The organism is Methanocorpusculum petauri (assembly GCF_026891975.1).
GTDB lineage: Archaea > Halobacteriota > Methanomicrobia > Methanomicrobiales > Methanocorpusculaceae > Methanocorpusculum > Methanocorpusculum petauri.
This window is the reverse complement of sequence record NZ_JAPTGB010000002.1, coordinates 49,320-71,788: the sequence shown is the minus strand read 5'-3', so window position 1 is coordinate 71,788 and position 22,469 is coordinate 49,320. Positions and strand designations below refer to the sequence as shown.

Here is a 22,469-nt window from a genome sequence, read left to right as displayed (position 1 = left end):
GTTAGCTTCCTATCTCTTTCAAGATGACGTTTACAGTTTTGGGAATAGCCCCTTGTACTTCCGGACTCAGCTCAAGAGCAAAGTCTTCGCTGTCCGGTGCAGGTATATAGGCGGGCTGGCATCCGAGAATAATAATTTCCATTTTTCCTTTGAGTCTGCCGATAGGATCCAGCAGATTTCCGGAATGGGCATCCATGTAACGTTCCTGTCTGCCTTCCGGCAGGAGGTCGGCGGGAATTTTCGTCAGGTCTCCGGGTTTTCCCCCGAAGTCCATGCAGTCCACAATGATCAGCTTCTTCGTCTCTTCCGGATCGATCATCGAAAAAACCAGATGGGGGCCGCCAAGACCCACATCCATGGCTTTTACATTGTCGGGAAGTTCATACTCGGAAAGTGCTCTGATTACTGCGGGACCAAATCCGTCGTCGCCAAACAGTTCGTTACCGACACCGGCGATTATTACTTCTGGAAACAGTCCTTCCATGTATATACTCACTCAAGGAGCTTCTGTGCCACAAGCCGGTTGTCTTCATCCAGTACAATCATGTGGGTTGCACAGGATACACAGGGGTCATATGCACGAACAATGACTTCTGCGAGTTCCCATGGTGCGCCGGTAAGTGCACGGCTGCAGGTCGGGAAGTTCCAGGTAGTCGGGACAAGCATGGAGAACCACTCGACTTTTCCGTTGCGGACCTTTGCGAGGTGAACATCTGCGCCACGCGGTGCTTCGTTTGCTGCCCATCCGATGGTTCCGTCACCCTGCGGAATGACGTCTGCGACGACACTGCCGGAGGTGTTGAGTGCATCTGCTGCCTCAATCATCTTGTAGACGGAGTCCATGTATTCCATTTCACGTGCAATGTTGAGACCAATGGCTCCCTTGCGGTCGTAGTTTCTGTACATTGCAAGACGGGCACGCGGTCCTACCTCGACGGGCTGTCCGTCATAGAGTGGGACACCGGTGCATGCCTGCATCTGCGGCCAGGCCTTTCCGCCTGCTTTGGTGGTTCCGCCAACCGGATATGCCGGGTCTTCGAGAGTGATCTCTTCTTCGCCCATGTACCAGTCCCAGGGTCTGACTTCAAGCCAGCGTGCCGGGTCCCAGGTCGGGTGCTCGTCAAGAGAGGAGCTTCCGTAACACGGGTCGGTTGCCATGTATCCCTGCTGGTGGAAACCAAGGTCCTTCGGGATTGCAACTTCGCGGCCGCACATCTCTGCCCAGTCACGTTTTGCATAGTTCTCGAAGACTGCAATCATGAACTCCATCTGCTCGCGTGCGAGCGGGAGTGCCTGCTTTGCAAGGTCATAGATCTTGGTTCGTGCACGCGGAGTGATATTCTTGTACATACCACCAACACGCGGGTTGGACGGGTGTACTGCTTCTCCGCCTGCGATCTCGCCAATGGTCTGGCCAATCATACGCAGAGTCTGGATACGCTTTGCAACGGATCTGACCGGCTCCTCGGGGGAGAACGGATTGATCTTCGAGTCAGTGCCCGGCAGGTACATATCCGGCAGTGCAAGAATATCGTGCAGTGCGTGGGAGTGCAGTCTGTTTGCACACTGGAGAATTATACGCAGAAGATATGCGTCGTCTGGGATCTCTACACCCATTGATGCTTCCATTGCCTCTGTTGCGGCAAGGGTGTGGGCAATCGGACAGATACCACACACACGGGAAGCGATCTTGGGAACCTGCTCATAGGTCTTACCGATGGCAAGCTTCTCTACTCCACGAACCGGCGTGATGGAAAGCCAGTCTCCGCGCTCAATGATTCCTTCATCGTTTACTTTTAAAACGAGCTTGGAGTGACCCTCATGTCTGGTGGTCGGGGAAATTTCTACTACTTTCGACAATGTTATCGCCTCATCCTAAATATTTAGGTTGTTCGATTAGCTATACAGGAAAATTACCATTGTCCTTTTGGGTTAATGACACGTACCGAAGTACGCTATCTTAACTTTCTTGCCTAGGATTTATTAAAGATTTCCTCTCTTCGTGCCGGAGAATAATCAGACTGTTTTCGGTGTGTTTCCAATTTGTCTTACTCGCTTCTGGTGAAATGATCGTAAGTGCTACTTATTCTTTTATTAGTATTACTTACTTCAAAAAAACGTTAATTTTGCCTTCGTTTTTTAAAGAACACGTTGTATTTTTTTGGCACAATCGGGAATTATTTATGCGCTCCGGAAAATTCCGAAGATTATTCGGGTAATCTTCATTAAATCCGAGAAAAAGTGTATGGAGTGTATTATACATTCAGCTCTTCACGCAGTTCGGCGAGCGTTGCTTTCCGCTCCGCATAGGCATCGTGCTGGTGAATACTTTCCTCATTTGTCTGGCGGATGGTGATATGGGTATCTCCCGGAAGGTACGTAAAGGTGTTTACGACCTGACGTGCCATCTCACGGACACAGTCCTCCACAAACCGTGCATTCTTGTGTGCCGCCATAACGACATAGCTCTCGTCTCCGCGTTTGAGAAGTTCATAGATCTTTGCACTCATGGATTCCTTGAGGACGGTGACGATTTGTTCCAGTGGAACAACGATGTCGTCGTCGGTTTCCACACAGAGGAATCCGCGGCCACGCTGGTTGTGGCTTGCCATCGGGACTTCCTTGAAGAATGCATCAATTTTGTCTTCGGGGATTTCAAGCTCCTGCATCACATGCATTGCATGATCCTTCATGATGTTCTGGGCACACGGGCATGCGGTAATGCCGGTGACTTCTGCTCCCACACTCTTGCGGACGATTGGTTTTCCTTCGGTCCTCTGGGCGATTGCATGGGCATAGACGTTGACAACTTCCTGACAGGAAGTCTTTGAGACCGGCGTGTCGCGGTTGATCATATAGAAGCTGCGCATGAACACTTCGGTCCTGTCGGCATACTCATGATGATCGAGCAGTTTTCGGGAGACGATACCACACACATCTTCAATACCACGGACGTCGCCGGAGGTTGCCTGCTGCAGTACCTCGTCGATGACCTCAAAGTTGCGGGAAAGGTTTGCGCCTTTCAGGCTGCTGGGGAGATCGACAAAGACATCGAAGTCGGAGATGAATATTGCCGGGCGTGTTTTGCCGGGCCTTCCCACTTCAACGAGCTTCTTGACATTTTTCACGCCGACACGGGTCAGGCTGATTCGTACGTCAGGAGCAGTGGACTGCACATCTGGTAATGACATTATACTGTATCCTTCGTTATTCCGCCGGGAAATTCACAGGAGAAACCGGCAAGGTAACGTGCATCTATGTGTATTGCCCCGACGGTATATAATTTTATATGTGTCCGGGCCTATCTATCACTGACACGCATGCTGAAAAAATATTATGACGCTGATATTGACTGGTCAAGGATTGCCGATAAAACAGTGGCGGTGATCGGATACGGCTCACAGGGGCGCGCCCAGGCGGCAAACCTGCGTGACAGCGGTCTTGCAGTGATCGTGGGTGTTCGTCCGGGACAAAGTTTTGAGGCCGCAAGTCGCGACGGGTTTACTGCAATGCCGGTTGCGGATGCCGTTCGCGAAGCGGACATTCTTGCAATGCTGGTGCCGGATGAATCGGCTGCGGAGATTTTCCGCCGTGAGATGCTTCCCTGGTTGCATGACGGTCAGGGAATTGTGTTTGCGCACGGGTTCAATATTCATTACGGGCAGATTGTTCCTCCGCCAAATGTGGATGTCGTGATGGTCGCCCCAAAGGGTGTCGGTCCGCAGGTCAGACGGCTGTTTCTCGAAGGTTCAGGAGTTGCTTCTCTCATTGCCGTGCATCAGGATGCAACCGGTTCTGCAAAACAGACGGCTCTTGCCTTTGCGAAAGGTATCGGTTCTGCCCGTTCTGTCATTATGGAATCAACCTTTGCGGATGAGACCGAGACGGATCTGTTTGGCGAGCAGACGGTGATCTGCGGCGGTGTGGTAAATCTGATGAAAGCAGCATATGAGACTCTGGTCGAGGCAGGATACGAGCCGGAGATGGCATACTACGAGTGCATGCATGAACTGAAACTGGTCGTTGACCTCCTCTATGAAGGAGGGTTTACGAAGATGCACGATTCGGTGTCGAAGACCGCCGGCTACGGCGGTCTGACCCGCGGTCCGCGGGTGATCGGTCCGGAGACCCGTGCTGCTATGCAGGAAATTCTCTGCGAAATCCAGTCTGGTGCGTTTGCCCGCGAGTGGCTGCTCGAAAATCTGGTGAACCGTCCGCAGTACACATCACTCGCACGGCTGGAAAAAGAGTCGGAGCTGGAACGGGTCGGTGCGGATGTACGCCGGATTATTTCCGGTGGAAAATAATTTTTATTTCCTGCCGTAACAACTGAAATGCGACAGGATGATCCTAAAATTTATAGTATAGTAATCACAAAGGTATGTTTTGATTAGAATGGTGTAAATTCTGAGGTCTCTGCCATTTATCAGTCGTATCTCGTGAGGGTACTGGAATGGTTCGGAGAATATTTTTGTTGTACTTTACGCGGATGCATGACATTGCCTCCTTTGGTGAGATCACTGACTTTTTCATTTCATAGTGTGTCATATCTCACTGGTAGGTACAAGTATCGACTTGTCATAACATGATTGAAAGTAGTCTTGGGGTGATACTTATGATCACAAAAAAGAAGATAGAACGTATACCACAGAGTTTGGGATACCGGGGTAATCCGTATAGTTTGGTCAAGAACCCCGTACCCCACAGATGCAACTGGAGTCAGATGCATCAACACCGTCGTATTACCAACTACAAAAAATAAGAGAGCCTATTCTGTACTGATAGAGTGGAGTCCCGTACCCTTTCGGGAATAGTATCTCTTTTATTCCCTTTTTTACTTTGTTTGACTGTTGTTACCCACGTCCAGGCGGAAGAACTTCCAGCCAGTAGCCGTCCGGATCCGTGATGAAGTAGATGCCCATGTCCTCGTTAATGAATGCAACACAGCCCATTGCTTTGTGTTTTGCAAGCGCCCCCTCGTAATCGTCCGTACCGAATGCCAGATGGAACTCGTTGTCACCGAGATCATAGGGTTGTTCGCGATCCCGTAACCAGGTCAGTTCCAGTTTGTGACCGGACGTTCCATCACCCAGATACACAATAATAAACTCTCCCGATTCCGGTGCAATGCGTCCCACCTCGAAAAGGCCGAGCGCGTCTGCATAAAACTTCATCGACCGTTCCAGATCAAAGACGTTGATATTGTTGTGCAGCATCGAAAATTTCATGGAAATCTGTTGGTGCGGATGTCATATCTACTCTTGTCCCCGAACCCCACTAGTTTATTATGGACTCTGCCGGATAACTTAACCAGTAATCAAGTGCATGACGCAGGACATCCAAAAAACTCTGGAAGCGTTCTTCCACCATCAGACATTCCGGCCCAATCAGGAGGAGATCATACAGGATGTGGTTGCCGGACGCGATGTTCTGGCTGTCATGGCAACCGGCGGCGGAAAATCCCTCTGTTATCAACTTCCGGCAATGATGCTGGACGGTATGACGGTTGTCATTTCTCCCCTGATTGCGCTCATGAAGGATCAGGTGGACGCTCTCTCGGCACAGGGTGTCCGGGTGGAAACGCTCAACAGCACCCAGACCTATGACGAGCGGCGCCGGGTTGAAAAGGAAATTGCCGCGGGAACGGTTCGCATCCTCTATGTCTCGCCCGAACGTGCGGTAACCCCTGTGTTTGCCGCAACGCTTTCCCGCTGCCGTGTTGTACTTTTTGCGGTGGATGAAGCCCACTGTATTTCTATGTGGGGACATCAGTTCCGGCCCGAGTACCGGGAGATCAAAACGCTCCGGGAAAAATTTCCGGCTGTGCCGGTTATCGCCCTGACCGCGACCGCGACTGAACGGGTCAGGGAAGATATCGTCCGCGAACTCGGTATGAAAAACCCCCGCGAGTATGTCGGCAGCTTCAACCGGAAAAATCTCCGGTACGAGGTGTACGAAGAACCGACCGGTTCGGTACGTGTCCAGCGGATTGTCAGTTATGTTGTCGCGCATCCGAATGTTTCGGGAATTATCTACTGTTTTTCCCGCAAAAGCTGCGAGGAGATTGCTGAACGCCTCCGGCGCTCCCGCATTCTGGCAAGCCCGTACCATGCGGGAATGCCGACACCCGAACGCAACCGCATTCAGGAAGGGTTTCTCAACAACAGCATCCGGGTTATCTGTGCAACGATCGCGTTCGGCATGGGAATTGACAAACCGGATGTCGGCTACGTCATTCATGCGCATCTTCCCAAGGATCTTGAATCCTATTATCAGGAGACCGGTCGTGCCGGTCGTGCCGGTGGTCATGCCGACTGTATCCTCTACTACTCTTCCGGTGATCGGGCAAAAATATCCTCTATGCTGGAGCGTGAGTACTCCCAGCCGGAAAAACTGCGCATCGCAAGACAAAAACTCGCTGATATGTACTCCTACTGCGTAACCCCGGGATGCCGGAGAAAAGTTCTGCTCTCCTACTTCGGCGAGGAGATTGCTGCGTGCGGCAACTGCGACCGTTGCGATCGCATAAAACCGAAACCAAAAAAGATTGCTGCTCCTTCCGGTGATCTCTCCGGAATTGTGTACGATGCGGCAGACAGTCTTTCAGGACAGATGACCGTTTCCTCCTTTGTTTCCTTTCTTCTCGGTCTGGATCGTGCCCATACGAAAAGTTCCGGCCTGACGTCGCACCCGTTCTACGGTGCCGCAAAAAATCATGAACGTTCCGAGGTCATGGGGGTAGTACAGGATTTGATCGCTGCAAAGAAACTTTGTCTCAAAGGAAATGCGGTGATGAAACTCTGCGTCACAGAAAAATAATTTTTTTGCAGAGTCGGAGATTTCCAAAAAAGAAATTTCCGGATATCTTTTGAAAACATGAGGGATGCTGCCTTAGCAGCATCTGGAAGTTTCTGTTTCGCGTAAGAGCGGCCGCATGCTTCCTGCACTGATACCCATCGTGGACACATTGTGCAGCAGTGCGCTTGCTGCCGGAGTGAGAACGCCGAGCTGACCGAATACCAGAAGACCCGTGTTGAATCCGAGAATAAACCGGTAGTTCGTGTCGATCCGCTTCAGGAGTCTTCTGCTCAGATGCCGGAGCAGAATCAGTTCCTGCAGGTCTGCCGACAGCAGCGTGATGTCTGCTACCTCCTGAGCAATGTCTGATGCATCCTTCATCGCAACCGAGACGTTCGCTGCCGCAAGTCCGGGTGTGTCATTCACGCCGTCACCGACCATGATAACCTTCTTGCCGGAAGCCCGCAGATCACTGATGATCGCCGCTTTGTCCTCCGGCAGTACCTGCGAGTAATACGTATCAACGCCGAGTACGGATGCGGCCGCGCGGGCGGTCGCCTCACCGTCGCCGGTAATCATCACCACGTTTGCGATACCAAGATCACGTAAGGATGCGATCACCTCCCCGGCTTTCGGACGCAGTGCATCCTCAATGCAGATAATTCCGGCAAGTTTTCTGCCGATGGCAAGATAGATCAGAGACCTGCCGTGTTCACTCTCCAGCTCAATCACTCTCTGCTCCTCTTCACCAAGCGGCACGCCCTCATCATCAAAGATGAAGTGAGCACTGCCGATGAGCGCCCGTTCCCCGTGCAACTGGGTTGCAATACCGTGTGCGACCACATACTCAACCGCTGCATGCTCTTCGCAGTGCTTGAGTCTCTCCTCCTCGGCCTTGCGGACAATGGCCCGTGCAACGCTGTGCGGGAAGTGTTCTTCAAGACACGCGGCAGTCCGCAGTATCTCGCGTTCGGTATAACCAGTAAAGGGGAGGATGCCGGCAACCCGCGGACTTGCAACGGTGAGCGTCCCGGTCTTGTCAAAGACGATCGTATCAGCAAGTGCAAACTCTTCCAGATACTTCCCTCCTTTTACCATGATGTTCATCCCGGATGCTTCTCGCATTGCGGAAATGACGGAGATCGGCGTGGAGAGTTTGAGAGCGCAGGAGTAGTCAACCATCAGCACCGACAGCGCCCGCGTCAGGTTGCTGGTGATCAGAAACACACCTGCTGCCGCAAGAAAACTGTAGGGAACAATTGCATCCGCAAGCTGCTCTGCTTTGTTCTGCACATCCGCTTTGAGCGCTTCGGACTGATCAATCATATCCACAATTTTGTTGATGCGTGTCTCGCCGCCGAGGGATCTGACGGCAACTGCAATCTCTCCTTCCTCCACCGCGGTTCCTGCATACACGCTTGCACCGATCGATTTATGGACCGGGAGAGGTTCGCCGGTCATGGAGGATTCGTTTACCATCGCATCGCCGGAACAGATCGTTCCGTCGACTGGAATCAGGGTTCCGGTCCGGACGATCACCTGATCGCCCTGCGTGACTTGGGAGATGGGGATAGTCATCTCTCCGTCGCCGGTTTTGATCCAGACACGATCAACATTAATTGCAAGGCTGTGAACGAGAGCATTGCGGGTACGTTTCTTTGTGTAATCCTCAAGGAGACCGGAAAGCCGCAGCAGGAACATGATCGAGCTTGCCGTTTTGGTATCGGCCTGAACAATTGCAGCTCCAATAGCCGAGGCATCCAGAACCGAGGTGTCAAGTCTGCCGTGCAGAAGGCTTGAGCCTCCGTCCCGGAAGTAGCCGCACGCACGGAACACGGTATGAATCCGGCGAAGCAGCAGCGGAAGCAGGGGACGAATCACAAAACGCCGGAACAGCAGCAGCGAAAGATCACGAACGAATTCTGCATCGGTTCGTTTGGTTTCCAGTCCACAGGGTGAGGGTTCCGGCAGATTGCTGATCCTGATACTGGTGAGAAGCGCGAGAAGTTCACCTCTGCAGTCACGCTGATAGAGGATCAGAATACTGCCGTTTTTCGGATTTGCCGAGACGTCATGTACATAGGGTACAGCTGCAAGGTACTCTTCAAGCGAAACACTTTCGCCCAGGTCAAACGCATACATGCTGCCCCGGAGCCGCATGCGTCCGGGAAGCTCATGGGTAATGGTATACTGCATAAGAGTTTTACATCTCGATCTTTTTTACCTCGATCTCAGCCGGCGGACACTTCCCGTCGTCATCTCCAGCGAGAGTCCGGAACTTTTGGACGTATGCGTCTTCTGCCTCCTCTTTGATGCTGCTGAGGGCTGCTTCCGCGTCATCTCTCATCTTCATTCCCTGGGCAAGCCCGGCAATCGCCAGATCGCGTGCGGCTTTACTGCCGAGGATGGTTACTGCTGCTGCCCCGACGGCGACGCCGCCAAGGAAAAGCCAGGTTTTCTGGTCTTTCATGATGTCTTGAATCTGTACCATGTCTAACAGGTTTCCTGTTAGGTTGACAAATAACGTCTCCGAATTTTTTTCGGAATTATACCTCTTACGAAACTATTTCGTCCTACCAAAATAGGGTTTTCTCTCCCATTTTTCCGAATAATTTTCGGAGAGGACATTTATCTGCCTAATATCGTATAAATACTGAATAGGAACATTCGTGTTCCCATTACCCTTGTATGCGATATGAACACATCCGCGACCGATGCGAAAGAGAGGGAGATGATACAGAAGTGAAGTGAATACACGTTTCATGGATTATCCATTCGTCCGGCAAACGGGCGGTGTTATCGCCCGATGCCCGTGTCCACAATATTCTCTCGGCGGAAAAAACCATGCAAACTATTCCCACCCGCCGTATCATTTTTTTGGTTTTTGCGTTTTTTTTTCCTGGAATCCTGACTCCCGCGGAAAATACGATCCGTGATGAATGTTTGCTGTCAATAAACGATCGTTAGGGATAACACTGGTTTTTGCCCTATTTCCAAATAATCTTCGGGCGGTATTCTTTACTACCTAACCCACAATGGTATATTGGAACGGTGAAATGTTTACCCCCCTAAAGAAAACATTCCTGTTTCCACAAACATAGCGTACGAAAACGAACACGGCATCACCGACATGGTGGTGTTTTGTCAGGTGTATCGAACCTATGTACTAAGTTGTCTCTTTCCGGCAGCAGGAGAGACGCGACTCAGAGAATTTCTGTCATTGGAGACTGCATTGAATACATTCGGATTTGCCGTGCAGTCTCACCTATTTCCCAAAAAACCTCAGTAATACACGTATCTTCTCTGTTTTTACTCGGCTATGCGCATCGTTTGTACTCCTTTGGCCTGTCGCCGGAGATCGGTAAGCCGGGTTTGCATTTTTATTCATGAGTCACCCGCGGAAGACACGAAACACACGGAACTTTTCAGCCGCATGCCGCTTCGTGTCCTGCTTCGTTCGCCACTTTGTGGCTCACAACATCACGGAACATACAAGAAAATCACGGAAATACATTTTTTTAGGATTCCGTGGGCTAAAATACGATCAATGACGAACATTGGCTTTCAAATAAACGAATTTCAATGCAACGCACGGTAAGCCAAAGCTCATAAATACGGTGCCGTTTAATATCTTTCCTATTCAGGTATTTTTACCCTGAGGTGTGTTCTTATGGAAAAATCAAAGATGGTTGATATCATCGCCCTGATTGTGGTGATCGTCGCCTTTGCAATACCGCTTGCAACCGGTCTTGTCGGCGCCGCTCCCGAGGGGGGATCTGCAGCAGAGTATGCTGAGATTCTTGGAATCTGGACGCTGATACCGCCGATTCTCGCACTGCTTCTGGCATTCCTCACAAGAAATGTCATTCTCTCGCTGTTCCTCGGCGTGCTCTCCGGTGCATGGATGCTTGCCCTTCTTGGCGGCGACATCCTGGGCGCCATTGGCGGAGCATTCTTCGGTTCCACCGAGTACTTCATCGGCACCCTTGCGGACCGCTGGAATGCAGGTATTATTATGCAGGTGCTTGTGATTGGTGCACTGATTGCACTCATCACCCGCATGGGCGGCATGCGTGCCGTTGCCGAAACGGTGGCACGGCATGCGAAAGGTCCGCGTACCGCACAGCTTGCAACATGGATCATGGGTTTTGTCATCTTCTTCGATGACTATGCAAACGCCCTGATCGTCGGTCCCATTATGCGGCCGGTCTGTGACAAGTTCCGCATTTCCCGCGAGCGTCTCGCCTACATTGTGGACTCAACGGCAGCACCAATCGCAGGTATTTTTGTGATTTCGACCTGGATTGGAACCGAGCTGGTGAACATCAATGAAGGTCTTGCAATCGCCGGCATCACCGGTGTTTCCGCATACAGTATCTTCATCGACACGATTCCCTACCGCTTCTACAACATTTTAGCACTCTTCTTCGTGTTTGCTTCTGCAATGCTCCTTCGCGAGTACGGCCCGATGCTTACCGCAGAACTTCGTTCACGCCGGACGGGTGCGACAATCCGCCCTGGTTCTGAGGTGGAGAAGGACGACGATGCCGTTCCTGTCGAAGATCAGGAGATCTGCAAAGAGGATCACGCGGTTGTCGCAACCTCCAAAAAGGCAGCTCCGGCAAACATCTGGAATGCCATCATTCCGGTTGGCGTGCTGATCGTCTCTGCTTTGATTCTGTTCTTCACCAATGGTGCAGATGCAATCATGGCCGGCAACGGTTTAATCTCCGCGGAAGAGTTTGTCCAGCTCGGGTTCCTTGATTCGGTGCGTGAAGCCTACAGTTCCTCTGACGCAAGTATTGTACTGTTCCAGGCAGCACTCCTCGCCTGTATTGTTTCCATCGTGATGGGCTTCGCCCAGAAGATCTTTACCTTAAAGACCGGTATTGAGACCTGGGCGCACGGCATGAAGTCGATGCTGTATGTGTGTATCATTCTGATTCTTGCCTGGTCGATTGGCTCGATCATCGGTGATCTGGGAACCGCACACTATCTCGTCGGAGCCCTGTCCGAGTCCCTGCCGATGTGGATTGTTCCAGCGCTCATCTTCATCATTGCCGGCATCATCTCGTTTGCAACGGGAACCGCATACGGAACAATGGCAATTCTTCTGCCGCTCGTTATTCCGCTCGCCGCAGCAATTGCGGGATTTTCGACCGGTATGCCGGATGCCTCCGTCTACTCATACATTGTTGTCTGCTCGTCCGGTGTATTAACCGGTGCAATCTTCGGAGATCACTGTTCACCCATCTCGGATACCACCATTCTCTCCTCTATGGGAGCAGGGTGTAGTCTGATTGATCACGTGGACACGCAGTTGTGGTATGCCTTAACGATTGCAGCAGTTGTTGTCATCGGTTACATCATTGTCGGATTCGGCATGAGTGTGTGGATTACCCTCCTGATTACGATGGCAATTCTTGTCGGTGTTCTGTTCGTTCTCGGAAAGAAAGTTCCGACCTGGAAACCTGACGAAGAAAAACTGGTGGAGTAATCTTCCAAAATATTTTTTTCTTTTTTTACAGCCCGCGGAGAATCTCTCCGGTACGTTTGAGAATGTATTCTGCTGCATCCGCATCTTTTCCTGCGCAGATACTCAGGTGCAGTGTGTTGTTGTACGTCCACGCTCCTGCGGAGAAAGCATTCCCTCCGGCGATTACACCCTGAAACTCCACCTCCTCAACACGGATGCTGTCACCAAAGTGTATCGTTTCATCAGGAATTATCCCCGGGTTTGTGAGGAACGGTACTCCGGCGAATCTCCCAATGTCGTCGTCATGCAGGAACGGTCCGGAAAATGGCCGGGCGGCTCCGACTCCTATTGCATGCTGTTTGAGATCCTGTGACATCTTTGCAGTGTGGGCAAGGGTTTCCGCAATATTTTTGCTGCAGCGGATCGGTGACCAGTAGGCGACGGTATAGTTCATCGGATAATCTCGTTCGCCTTCCGGGAAGTATCGGCGGAGATCGGCGGTTGAACAGAGCGGGACAATGTCAAGCAGGATACCCTGTTCCGTCAGCCAGTCACGAAGTGCTGTTCCGTATGCAGCTTCCAAGAGATCATGAATCGTTGCCTTGTGAAATTTTGCAACTGTTTTCATCCTTGTAAGTGTTTCAGGAGAACACTGTTCCCGGATGATTGTCAGTTCTGCGTTTGGATCCGATCCGGTTTCAAAATATTTTTTGTCGGCAAGTGCCTCCGGAGAACGATCGCGTTCCTGAGTAAAAAGTTCCTGAAGTTTTTCCGCGGAAAATTTTTTGAACACCGGCGATAAAGTCCGATCCATTTCTTTGAAATTTTTTTGTGTCGGAGTATGGTACAACGCTGCAATCCGTGCGGCGATTGACAGAACTCCCCGTGCATCGGTTAAGAGATGTGCTGCAGAGAACACAATGGTGTCAGTCGTGTTCCGACAGACAGTCATCCGGAACAGTGGTCCTGCATACGAAGAGAGTGCAGTCATCACGCGGTCGGGATGTTCAGAGGTGATCGTGATCGGAATCGGTTCTGTTCCTTTCACAAACCATCCTCCCAGAAGGTTTCCTGCATAGCGGCTGGTGAGTATCGGTATCTCAGCTGCTGCCCGATCTGCTGCCTTTCGAAGGCGTCCCTCGTCAATGATCCCGGATAGCTTCACAGAAATGGAGAGAAGAAATGCATGATCTGCATCGCCCAGATGCAGCTGAAAAATATCGAGCGGAGAGGCAACAGCATCCTTCATGCAGCTGTCCCGATCTCTTTGAGCAGTTCTGCGAGGAACCGTCGGACATTCTCAACTGATGATATCTGCAGCCGTTCTTTGGGGGAGTGGGCGTCGAGAACGTTCGGCCCGATTGAGATGATGTCAAGTACGGGATAATTTCTACGGAACAGTCCGCACTCAAGTCCTCCGTGTGTTGCCGTGATCTCAGGCTCGGTGCCGAAGAGATCTTCATAAACCGCGGCTGCCATCTGTAGCAGCGGGGAGGACGGATCGGGTGTCCAGCCGGGGTACTCGTTTCTGGAGGTAATTCCCGCACCGCATTTTTGGAACACCGCTGCAACCATCTTCGCGGCTTCGCGTTTTTCCTCTTCAATCACGCTCCGCTGAAAAGTTGCGATGATCAGGGAACGGTCCTGCATCCTGATCGAGGAGAGATTTGTTGAGGTCTGCACAAGACCCGGAATAGTTCTGCTCATCGCAAGAACACCATTCGGGCATGCATCAAGAGCGTCGATGATTGCTGCGGCGGAAGGAATCGCTTGTTCCTGTGGAGATTCGGGGAGGAGGGAGAGCGAGATGCCCGGATCAGTACTGCTCCAAGCGCAGATCATTTCCTCCTTAAACTGCGCGAACATTTTCTCAACCTCAGCGGTCTGTTCCGGAGAAACACCAAAGACCGCGGTTGCGTGGCGGGGAATGGCATTTATCAGATTACCTCCGGACAGTTCGCAGACTGCTGCATCCGGGAGCCGGTGCAGGAATGCGGCAAGAATTTTAATCGCGTTTGCTCGTCCTCGATGAATGTCCGTTCCGGAGTGTCCGCCGGTGAGTCCGTCAATGTCGATCCGGTAATACACATCGTTTATTGGTGCTGCGAGAGGTTTCCAGGAAATTGCGGCAAACGTTTCCACGCCGCCCGCACATCCGGTACAGATGCTTCCCTCCTCCTCGCTGTCAAGATTGATCAGCATTGCTCCCGTGAAAAAATCAGGGCACACGGCTTCTGCTCCGGTAAGTCCGGTCTCCTCTTCCACCGTGAACAGGCACTCAACTGGTCCTGCGGGAATATCTGCGGCAAGCACATCAAGCGCAAGGGCGATACCTATTCCGTTGTCCGCACCAAGCGTTGTTCCGCATGCATGCATCCAGTCCCCTTCGGTTACGGTTTCGATCGGATCGGTCTGAAAGTTGATCGCCTTTGCCGGATCCTTTTCGCAGACCATGTCCATGTGCGCCTGCAGGACGACTGCGGCTGAGTTTTCAAAGCCTTTTGCCGCAGGCTTTCTGATGCAGACGTTTCCTGCTGTGTCTGTTTTTGCGAAAAGGCCGTGACTCTTTGCGAATGAAAGAAGATACTCCCGTATTTTTTCCTCGTGACCGGAGGGGCGGGGAATTCCGGTGATCTCTTCAAAGTACTGCAGAACGTGTCCGTGATTCATGAGGGGTTCCTGAGCGAAGTATTGGTTGCAATGTATTGGATGCCGGAAATAATCATCTTTTTCCGGCGGGGTTAACAATTTTTCACGAACCTATCCTTTATTGCCTCTCCCCCGCTATTACTACATTATACCATGCTTGAAACACTCTTGGATCCCGCGGTATTCCCGTGGATTCTTATCGTCGCCGGAGCGGCTTTCCTTGTCATCGAAGCGGCAACGCCGGGATTTTTCATGGCAGTTCCCGGAACTGCCATGATCGTTCTCGGACTCATGGTTCTTGCCGGTGTTGACATTTTTGCCTCTCCCGTCGGTGTCGGCATCGCTGTACTTGCCGCAGTTGTTGCGGCTGCGGTGAGTGTTCTCATCTACCGGAGAATCTCTCCCGATCAGACGCCGGTGACCACCGGTCAGGATACTATCGTCGGAAAGGCCGGTGTTGTTACCGTGACCGTGGTCCCTGACACCATCTCCGGTAAGGTTGACATCTCCGGTGTTATCTGGAGCGCAAAAAGCACGGGCGCAGTACTTGCGCCCGGAACAAAAATACAGGTGACTGCCGCATCCGGCGTTCATCTGACTGTTGAGGAGGTCCGCTAAATGGACGCATTCACTCTCATATCCATCGTACTGATCATTATTATTCTCTACATCTTTGCCAAAGGCGTGGTGATCATCCAGCCGTACCAGAAAGGTCTCGCTATTCGTCTCGGAACCTATGTCGGTCAGATGAACCCAGGCTTCAAATGGGTCGTACCATTCATCACGGCCGTGATCAAACTTGATCTCCGGACCCAGGTTATTGACGTTCCGTCTCAGGAGGTCATCACCAAAGACAACTCGCCGACCGATGTGGACGCCATCATCTACGTCCGCGTCATGGATCCTGAACGCGCATACTTCGAAGTTTCCAACTACCGTCAGGCAACCGTCGCCCTTGCGCAGACCAGTCTTCGTGGTATCATCGGTGATATGGAACTTGATGAAGTTCTCTACAACCGCGACATGATCAACCGCCGTCTGCGTGACATTCTGGACAAAGAAACCGATCAGTGGGGCGTCAAGATTGAGCGTGTCGAGATCAAGGAGGTCAATCCGATCGGTGCCGTCAAACAGGCCATGACTGAACAGACCGCAGCCGAACGTGAACGGCGTGCGGCAATTCTTCGTGCGGACGGAGAGAAGCGTGCGGCCATTCTCAAAGCCGAAGGTCTCCGTCAGAGTATGATCCTTGAATCCGAAGGTGAACGGCAGAGTAAGATTCTCCGTGCCGAAGGTGAGCGTCAGAGCAAAATTTTGCAGGCCCAGGGAGAAGCACAGGGTCTGCGGATTGTGGCACTCGGGTCCCGCCCTCTGGACAAGCGTGCAATCACCGTTCTTTCCCTGAACGCTCTGGAAAAAATGGCCGACGGTCAGGCAACCAAAATCATCTTCCCGTTCGAGGTCTCAAGCCTCATCAAGCAGGGTGCAAAGTTCCTCGGTGCCGAGGATCTCGTTGACACCGACGACACGCCGCAGATCGATCTCGATGAAAGCATTCTGGGCGATCTTCCCGACCCCACAGAGATCACAAAAGCGGTTGAGTCCGTCAAACCTCCGGAGAGTCCCGGAGCCGATCCGGCTGCGGCCGATGATGTTCCGCTTGCCGGTTCAACCTGACATTCCTCACTTTTTTTCTTTCCTGTCCAATACGAAACTGCATTATAGTCTTCCCGCCTACCTGATCACCAATAACCGGAGGGCAAATCATAGCACGCATGCGAATAACCCGTTCCCGTACTGCCCGGGACAAAATTCCTGTTTCCGTACCCGTTCCCGAGAACGCCGGTGAACCCGCGGAGGACATGCCGTTTTTCAACTACGGAGCGTTTTCCTTTGATTATGCGATCAACTTTTCCCGCCTTAGCATCTCCATTGAACAGAAACTGGACATGTACCACTATCACCGGGAACTCGGCAAATGGAAACGGGATACCAATGTCAGTGTCAAGGAAGGGCGTATGCTCCTTCATCCCGTCGAACCCCTGTACCTTCCCGAAGCTGTTACCGATTATCTTGAGATCCGGTTCGACGAGGTCATGATCGAGCCGCGTGGCACGAGCATCCTCTTCCTGACTTTCCCGATTGAAATAGGGGTCTTTATTCAGGCCTCCGGGGTCACCAGTATTCTCGACGTTGTCTCGTTCAAAACCCCGAAGTACTCATTGTATGGCAATGCAAACCGCGGGGTTATTACCCGGTGGCACAAATCCGGTGTCTTCTCCTATCCTCCGCGTGTCAGAAACTATCTGGAAGGTGTGCTCCGTCTGCAGATCGAAAACACCACCGATGACTGGATAAACGTATCGCGTGCGGTTATTCACGAAAAAGGAATGCAGGTGTACTTTGACGAGCATTTTGTTTCCATGGCGGCTGAGATGGTGATCACCCCCGGAGGTACTGCTGCGGTTACCGGTGTTGCCCGCCCTCTTCATGAAGGTATGACCCGATCCCTGCGGATGTACGAACCCCGGCGTTCTGCATCCTTCTCCAACGCCGCCGGTTCACTTATTGACAGTACCTTTATTATGGACGCGGGGTTGACCTGAACATGGCGGATCTGAACCTTTCTGTGATCTATGACAGCATCTTCGGCGGTCTGAGCGGCTCTGATGACGGTGGTACCGGATTTTTTGATACCATTCTCATTAACGGCATCACGTATGGGGACATTGTTGGTGCGGGTATCATTCTGATCGGTACGCTGATTGTTGCAAAAGTCTTCAGCGGGATCGTGAACCGGATGTTTACCGGCAAAATCGAGAAGAACAACATCATCTTCGTGCAGAAACTTGTTCGCTGGGTGATTTACTTCATCGGCTTTTTGGTAATGAGTCCTCTGCTGCACATCGACTTCAGCGGTCTCATGGTTGCGGGAGGAATTGTCGCGGTTGCCGTTGGTTTTGCGAGTCAGAACACGCTCTCAAACTTTGTGGCAGGTCTTCTCATTATGTTTGAGCGGCCGGTGAGCATCAGCGACAACATCAAGATCAACGGGACCCAGGGATATGTGGAGGATATCGGTCTGATGTCCACTACTCTTCGGACCTACGAGGGAATCTACGTCCGTGTCCCGAACGAAACCATGTTCACCTCTGACATCACCAACTATGTTGCCCATGTTGCCCGGCGGTTCCAGTATCTGGTATCCATCCGGTACTCGGATGATGCAGCAAAAGCCATTGAGGTCATCAGGGGAGTTATTGATAAGCATCCGTATGCACTGAAGTCACCGTCCCCGGATGTGTATGTGGACGAGCTTGGTGCACACGGGGTGAATCTGGTCGTCCGCATCTGGTCGCCGTCCGGGTACTGGTGGGATGCCAGAAAAGATCTTCTCTGGAAGATTTTCAAAGCTCTTCGTGCGGCGGATATTGATATTCCGTTTGAACAGCTGGTTATCTGGGAAGGAAAGGATACGATCAATGCAGCAGATCAGGGGCCCGAGGATGAGTTTGCCTACCCCGAAACCGCAACCCCGCCGAAGATGAACCGTGATGATGCCGCAAAACAGGTGGACAGAGGATAAGAAAATGACAGATATTACTGATGCGCTGACTGCTCTTTCAGATGCAGATCTTGATGTTCGTCACGCCGCAGTTGAAAAAATTGCTGCAGCAGGACGAACAAATCCCGGGCAGATTGTACCGGTTGTGATATCCGAACTCCGGTCCGGAACCCTTGATACCCGCTGGTACCTTGGAAGATCACTGGTGAAGATGGGACCGGAGATCACGCCGCTTCTCCTTGAGTATGCGGAGATGGAAAAGAATATGGATGTGCAGAAGTACTTCGGTGCGGTTCTTGCCTCCTTTGGAGATACATCGGTACCTCCGCTTATCTCTCTCTTCTCCTCCGATAATCCGTGTGCCCGCGGGATGGCATCAGCCGCTCTGGAACGGCTGGAGGCCCGGGCGGTTCCGGCGCTGATCGAGGCGGCTCTTGGCGATGATCCGCAGGTGAAGCTCTGTGCTGAACTGACGCTGACGAAGCTCAATATCTTTGATTACCAATAATGGCTGAACTTGCAACGTCTCCCCGGTATCGTGCGTATCTGGATCATCTGATCAGTGAACTCGATCGGGCGATGGAGATTGCGCAGGCTGCAAAGGCGAAGGGGTTTGATCCACGTGCGGAGGTGGAGATTCCGATTGCAAGCGATCTTGCAGGAAGAGTTGAGGCGCTGCTGAATTACAAGGGTGTTGCCGACCGCATCCGTGAGCTTGAGGAACGGATGAGTCGTGAGGAGGCATCGCTTAAAATCGGTGATGCGTTTGTGTCCCGGGAGTTCGGGGAGACGACCCGCGAGGAGATTCTGGATCACGCGATTCGTGCGTCGATGGCTCTTCTGACCGAAGGTGTCGTCGCTGCACCGACGGAGGGTATTGGTAAAGTCGGCATCAAGAAAAATGATGACGGTTCTGAGTATCTGGTTATCTATTATGCAGGGCCGATCCGTTCCGCGGGCGGAACTGCTCAGGCACTGTCGGTGCTGGTCGGGGACTACGTTCGCCGCCTCCTGAATCTTGATCGCTACAAACCCCGTGATGAGGAGATCGAGCGGTATGTGGAGGAGTTAAAGCAGTACAATGGTATTCAGAGTATGCAGTATCTCCCCAAAGATGATGACATCCGTCTCATTATCCGCAACTGCCCGGTCTGCATCGACGGCGAACCGACGGAGAAGGAGGAGATCTCCGGATACCGGAATCTTGAGCGGGTGGAGACGAATGTTGTCCGGGGCGGCATGTGCCTCGTGATTGCGGAAGGTATCGGTCTCAAAGCACCAAAAATTCAGAAGAACGTGGCGAAGATGCATCTCGACGGCTGGGAATGGCTGGAGACACTGATATCAGGAGCGGCATCTACATCGTCGGAGGAGGAAGAGCCGGGTATTCATCCAAAAGATAAGTACATGCGGGATATGCTTGCAGGCCGCCCGCCGTTTTCCTACCCGATGCGAAAAGGGGGTTTCCGCCTGCGGCTGGGCCGCGGGCGGAATACCGGTCTTGCAACCTGCGGATTTAATCCGGCAACACTTCACGTGCTGGATGATTATCTGGCGGTCGGTACGCAGATGAAGGTGGAGCGTCCCGGTAAGGCGTGTGGTGTTGTGCCCTGCGATACGATCGAAGGCCCGACGGTCCGCCTGACCTCGGGAGAGGTACTGCGTATCGATACGCTTGCGGAAGCGAACAGGTATGTTGATGCAAAGGAGATCGAGTACATCCTTGATGTCGGCGAGATTCTGATCTCGTACGGCGAGTTCCTTGAAAATAATCATGTGCTTGCCCCGCCGAGCTACTGCGAGGAGTGGTGGAGGCTGGAAGGCGGCCTCCGTCATCCGGGGAGTGAAGCCGAAGCCGTTTCATTTGTTGCGGAAGGTGCGTATCTGCATCCCGACTACACATGGTTCTGGGATGACTGCACGGAGGATCAGATTCGTCTTCTTTCCGACAAAGTCGCGGAGACCGGGTCCGTCCGTGACGGCGTTTTGTATATTCCCGCTGATCCTGAGGTGAAGGCCGTTCTTGAAGAGCTGCTTGTCCCGCACACGGTTGCGGACGGAAACTATGTGATCAAAACACCCCTGGTGCTGATTGCGGGACTCGGACTTTCCTACGATCTTCAGAAGAATGCGAACTGGAATACGCTGCCGCCGTTTACGAACGGCCTTGTGATGGCCGAACATCTTTCGGGCATTAAGATGCGGTCAAAGGCGGGAACCCGCATCGGCGGAAGAATGGGGCGGCCCGGCAAGTCCGCTCCCCGCAAAATGAAGCCGCCGGTGCATGTTCTCTTCCCCATCGGCGAGTCCGGCGGTATGAAACGGTCGATTGACAACGCAGCGAAGGTCTGCAATGCGAATCTGTCGGGAGATGTGTTTTCGGGAACCTCGGTGACAACCGGTCAGGTTGAGGGCATGATTCATGTGGAGACCGGTGAGAGGAAGTGTCCGTCCTGTGGTGCGGTGACTTACAAGAGCAGGTGTCCGGACTGCGGCGCACACACCGAGGCGGTGTACCGCTGTCCGCGATGTAACACTCTTGCCCAGCCGGGTGAGGAGCTGTGTCCGCGGTGCGGCGCTCCGGTTGTCTGCCAGAAGGACAGTGTGCTGAGTCTCCGGCAGGAGTACAATGCGGCGCTTGCGGTTACCGGTATTTCGGCGAACGATATTCCCGAACTGAAAGGTGTCCGCGGTCTTATCTCCAGGGAACGTGTGGTTGAGCCGCTGGAGAAGGGAATTCTCCGTGCGGCAAACGAGGTGTATGTGTTCCGTGACGGTACGGTACGCTATGATATGATCGATCTGCCGCTCACCCATTTCCGGCCTGCGGAGATTGCGGTTTCCGTCGAAAAACTTCGCGAGATTGGATACACGAAGGATATGCACGGCGAGGAGCTGGTCTCTTCGGATCAGGTGGTGGAGCTGAACCCGCAGGATATTCTGGTGTCTGAGGACTGCGGCGAGTATCTGGTGCGGGTGGCGAAGTACATGGATCAGCTTCTTGAGAAGCTGTACGGTCTTCCGGCGTTTTATCATGCGGAGGTACCTGAGGATCTGGTGGGCCAGCTGATTCTTGGTCTCGCCCCGCATACGAGTGCGGGCGTTCTCGCCCGGCTGATCGGGTTTACGAAGGCGAAGGCGGGGTACGCCCACCCGTTCTATCATGCGGCAAAGCGGCGGAACTGTGACGGGGATGAGGACTGCGTGATGCTGTTGATGGATGGTCTGGTGAACTTTTCGCGTTCTTTCCTGCCGAGTACCCGCGGTGGTACGATGGATGCGCCGCTTGTTCTGACGACGACGCTGAACCCGAAGGAGGTGGATAAGGAGACGCTGAACGTGGATGTAATGGATCACTATCCGCTTGCGGTGTATGAGGCGTGCCTTACCTACACACCGCCGAAAAATCTGGAAAAGGTGGTGGATCATGTGGAGAGCCGGGTCGGGAAGCCGGGACAGTTCGAGGGTTTTTCCTTCACGCATGATACCCGCGATATCTCGGAAGGGCCACTGGATACGATGTACACGAATCCGATTCTGAAAGGTACGACGGATAAGATCAAGGCGGAGCTGGCACTTGCGGATCGGATTCGTGCGGTGGAAACGGATGATCTTGCGGAAAGGATTATTAACAGTCACTTAATGCCGGATATGATCGGCAATCTTCGTTCGTTTTCGAAGCAGTCGTTCCGCTGTCCGCGGTGCAAGACGAGTTTCCGCAGGATTCCGATCTCAGGGAAGTGTACGAAGTGCGGTGCGGTTCTGAAGGCGACGATGCACAAGGGGAATGTGACGAAGTATCTGGAGATTGCGAAGTATATGGCCGAGCATTATCAGCTGTCGGAGTACACGAACCAGCGTATTGCGGTGACGGAGATGAACATCTGGTCAACGTTCGGACAGGAAGAGAAGCAGCAGATGGATCTTTCGGATTTCTTTTAATCGGAATTTCCCGTTTCTAATGTCAGGGGGACGGAGCTT

General features: G+C 52.5%; 17 protein-coding genes. 9 read left to right on the top strand and 8 right to left on the bottom strand.

All coding sequences use genetic code 11. The annotated features are described in order from the left end of the window. Position 1: 1 nt before the first annotated feature. The 3 genes from frhD to mptA form a co-directional block, all read right to left on the bottom strand. Complete coding sequence (gene frhD / locus O0S10_RS01085) at positions 2-484, bottom strand: coenzyme F420-reducing hydrogenase, FrhD protein (RefSeq protein ID WP_268924037.1); 483 nt, start codon at positions 482-484, stop codon at positions 2-4. 8 nt (positions 485-492) lie between these two features. Further along, positions 493-1,860, bottom strand: coding sequence for a coenzyme F420 hydrogenase subunit alpha (frhA, locus tag O0S10_RS01080; RefSeq protein WP_268924036.1), 1,368 nt, complete (start codon positions 1,858-1,860; stop codon positions 493-495). 395 nt (positions 1,861-2,255) lie between these two features. Beyond that, entirely contained in the window at positions 2,256-3,191 is a 936-nt protein-coding gene (mptA, locus tag O0S10_RS01075; protein WP_268924035.1) for a GTP cyclohydrolase MptA, read from the bottom strand. Between the two features lie 129 nt (positions 3,192-3,320). Here mptA and ilvC point away from each other — a divergent pair, with 129 nt between their 5' ends. Further along, entirely contained in the window at positions 3,321-4,307 is a 987-nt protein-coding gene (gene ilvC, locus O0S10_RS01070; protein WP_277612724.1) for a ketol-acid reductoisomerase, read from the top strand. Positions 4,308-4,853: 546 nt separating this feature from the next. Here the strand turns inward: ilvC and O0S10_RS01065 are convergent. Then, complete coding sequence (locus O0S10_RS01065; RefSeq protein ID WP_268924034.1) at positions 4,854-5,228, bottom strand: VOC family protein; 375 nt, start codon at positions 5,226-5,228, stop codon at positions 4,854-4,856. Positions 5,229-5,325: 97 nt separating this feature from the next. Between O0S10_RS01065 and O0S10_RS01060 the strand changes: the two genes are divergently transcribed. Beyond that, a complete protein-coding gene (locus O0S10_RS01060) occupies positions 5,326-6,819 on the top strand; it encodes a RecQ family ATP-dependent DNA helicase (RefSeq protein WP_268924033.1) in 1,494 nt (497 codons plus the stop codon). Positions 6,820-6,891: 72 nt separating this feature from the next. Here O0S10_RS01060 and O0S10_RS01055 read toward each other — a convergent pair whose 3' ends face one another. Together O0S10_RS01055 and O0S10_RS01050 are read right to left on the bottom strand one after the other, a co-directional pair. Further along, a complete protein-coding gene (locus O0S10_RS01055; protein ID WP_268924032.1) occupies positions 6,892-8,994 on the bottom strand; it encodes a heavy metal translocating P-type ATPase in 2,103 nt (700 codons plus the stop codon). A 7-nt stretch (positions 8,995-9,001) separates the two neighbouring features. Beyond that, on the bottom strand, positions 9,002-9,289 hold the full coding sequence (locus tag O0S10_RS01050) for a DUF6110 family protein (protein ID WP_268924031.1): 288 nt from the start codon (positions 9,287-9,289) through the stop codon (positions 9,002-9,004). 1,179 nt (positions 9,290-10,468) lie between these two features. On the opposite strand from O0S10_RS01050, the gene O0S10_RS01045 reads away from it, so the two are divergent. Further along, on the top strand, positions 10,469-12,295 hold the full coding sequence (locus O0S10_RS01045) for a Na+/H+ antiporter NhaC family protein (protein ID WP_268924030.1): 1,827 nt from the start codon (positions 10,469-10,471) through the stop codon (positions 12,293-12,295). A gap of 25 nt (positions 12,296-12,320) precedes the next feature. On the opposite strand, the gene O0S10_RS01040 is transcribed toward O0S10_RS01045, so the two are convergent. Beyond that, on the bottom strand, positions 12,321-13,523 hold the full coding sequence (locus O0S10_RS01040) for a hypothetical protein (RefSeq protein ID WP_268924029.1): 1,203 nt from the start codon (positions 13,521-13,523) through the stop codon (positions 12,321-12,323). Continuing rightward, a complete protein-coding gene (gene pepD, locus O0S10_RS01035; protein ID WP_268924028.1) occupies positions 13,520-14,944 on the bottom strand; it encodes a beta-Ala-His dipeptidase in 1,425 nt (474 codons plus the stop codon). The genes O0S10_RS01040 and pepD overlap by 4 nt, the downstream gene beginning before the upstream one ends. Positions 14,945-15,076: 132 nt before the next feature. Between pepD and O0S10_RS01030 the strand changes: the two genes are divergently transcribed. From O0S10_RS01030 to O0S10_RS01005, 6 genes are all read left to right on the top strand, one after another. Then, positions 15,077-15,541, top strand: coding sequence for an NfeD family protein (locus O0S10_RS01030; RefSeq protein ID WP_268924027.1), 465 nt, complete (start codon positions 15,077-15,079; stop codon positions 15,539-15,541). Next, the gene (locus O0S10_RS01025; RefSeq protein WP_268924026.1) at positions 15,542-16,600 is read left to right on the top strand and encodes an SPFH domain-containing protein; all 1,059 of its coding nucleotides are present in this window, start codon (positions 15,542-15,544) and stop codon (positions 16,598-16,600) included. Between the two features lie 98 nt (positions 16,601-16,698). Then, positions 16,699-17,529: a DUF432 domain-containing protein gene (locus O0S10_RS01020; RefSeq protein ID WP_268924025.1), complete on the top strand. Its 831-nt coding sequence runs from the start codon at positions 16,699-16,701 to the stop codon at positions 17,527-17,529. Between the two features lie 2 nt (positions 17,530-17,531). Further along, positions 17,532-18,509, top strand: a complete 978-nt coding sequence (locus O0S10_RS01015; protein ID WP_268924024.1) for a mechanosensitive ion channel family protein — start codon at positions 17,532-17,534, stop codon at positions 18,507-18,509. A 4-nt stretch (positions 18,510-18,513) separates the two neighbouring features. Beyond that, positions 18,514-18,996 carry a HEAT repeat domain-containing protein gene (locus O0S10_RS01010; protein ID WP_268924023.1) on the top strand — a complete coding sequence of 161 codons (483 nt, stop codon included), beginning with the start codon at positions 18,514-18,516 and terminating at the stop codon, positions 18,994-18,996. After that, the gene (locus tag O0S10_RS01005) at positions 18,996-22,430 is read left to right on the top strand and encodes a DNA polymerase II large subunit (protein WP_268924022.1); all 3,435 of its coding nucleotides are present in this window, start codon (positions 18,996-18,998) and stop codon (positions 22,428-22,430) included. The genes O0S10_RS01010 and O0S10_RS01005 overlap by 1 nt, the downstream gene beginning before the upstream one ends. Positions 22,431-22,469: the final 39 nt, after the last annotated feature.

Bases quoted from the DNA above. Each gene is read 5' to 3' on its own strand.
- frhD (WP_268924037.1), bottom strand. From the start codon at position 484: ATGGAAGGACTGTTTCCAGAAGTAATAATCGCCGGTGTCGGTAACGAA.
- mptA (WP_268924035.1), bottom strand. From the start codon at position 3,191: ATGTCATTACCAGATGTGCAGTCCACTGCTCCTGACGTACGAATCAGC.
- ilvC (WP_277612724.1), top strand. From the start codon at position 3,321: ATGCTGAAAAAATATTATGACGCTGATATTGACTGGTCAAGGATTGCC.
- O0S10_RS01065 (WP_268924034.1), bottom strand. From the start codon at position 5,228: ATGAAATTTTCGATGCTGCACAACAATATCAACGTCTTTGATCTGGAA.
- O0S10_RS01060 (WP_268924033.1), top strand. From the start codon at position 5,326: ATGACGCAGGACATCCAAAAAACTCTGGAAGCGTTCTTCCACCATCAG.
- O0S10_RS01055 (WP_268924032.1), bottom strand. From the start codon at position 8,994: ATGCAGTATACCATTACCCATGAGCTTCCCGGACGCATGCGGCTCCGG.
- O0S10_RS01050 (WP_268924031.1), bottom strand. From the start codon at position 9,289: ATGGTACAGATTCAAGACATCATGAAAGACCAGAAAACCTGGCTTTTC.
- O0S10_RS01045 (WP_268924030.1), top strand. From the start codon at position 10,469: ATGGAAAAATCAAAGATGGTTGATATCATCGCCCTGATTGTGGTGATC.
- O0S10_RS01040 (WP_268924029.1), bottom strand. From the start codon at position 13,523: ATGAAGGATGCTGTTGCCTCTCCGCTCGATATTTTTCAGCTGCATCTG.
- pepD (WP_268924028.1), bottom strand. From the start codon at position 14,944: ATGAATCACGGACACGTTCTGCAGTACTTTGAAGAGATCACCGGAATT.
- O0S10_RS01030 (WP_268924027.1), top strand. From the start codon at position 15,077: ATGCTTGAAACACTCTTGGATCCCGCGGTATTCCCGTGGATTCTTATC.
- O0S10_RS01025 (WP_268924026.1), top strand. From the start codon at position 15,542: ATGGACGCATTCACTCTCATATCCATCGTACTGATCATTATTATTCTC.
- O0S10_RS01020 (WP_268924025.1), top strand. From the start codon at position 16,699: ATGCGAATAACCCGTTCCCGTACTGCCCGGGACAAAATTCCTGTTTCC.
- O0S10_RS01015 (WP_268924024.1), top strand. From the start codon at position 17,532: ATGGCGGATCTGAACCTTTCTGTGATCTATGACAGCATCTTCGGCGGT.
- O0S10_RS01010 (WP_268924023.1), top strand. From the start codon at position 18,514: ATGACAGATATTACTGATGCGCTGACTGCTCTTTCAGATGCAGATCTT.
- O0S10_RS01005 (WP_268924022.1), top strand. From the start codon at position 18,996: ATGGCTGAACTTGCAACGTCTCCCCGGTATCGTGCGTATCTGGATCAT.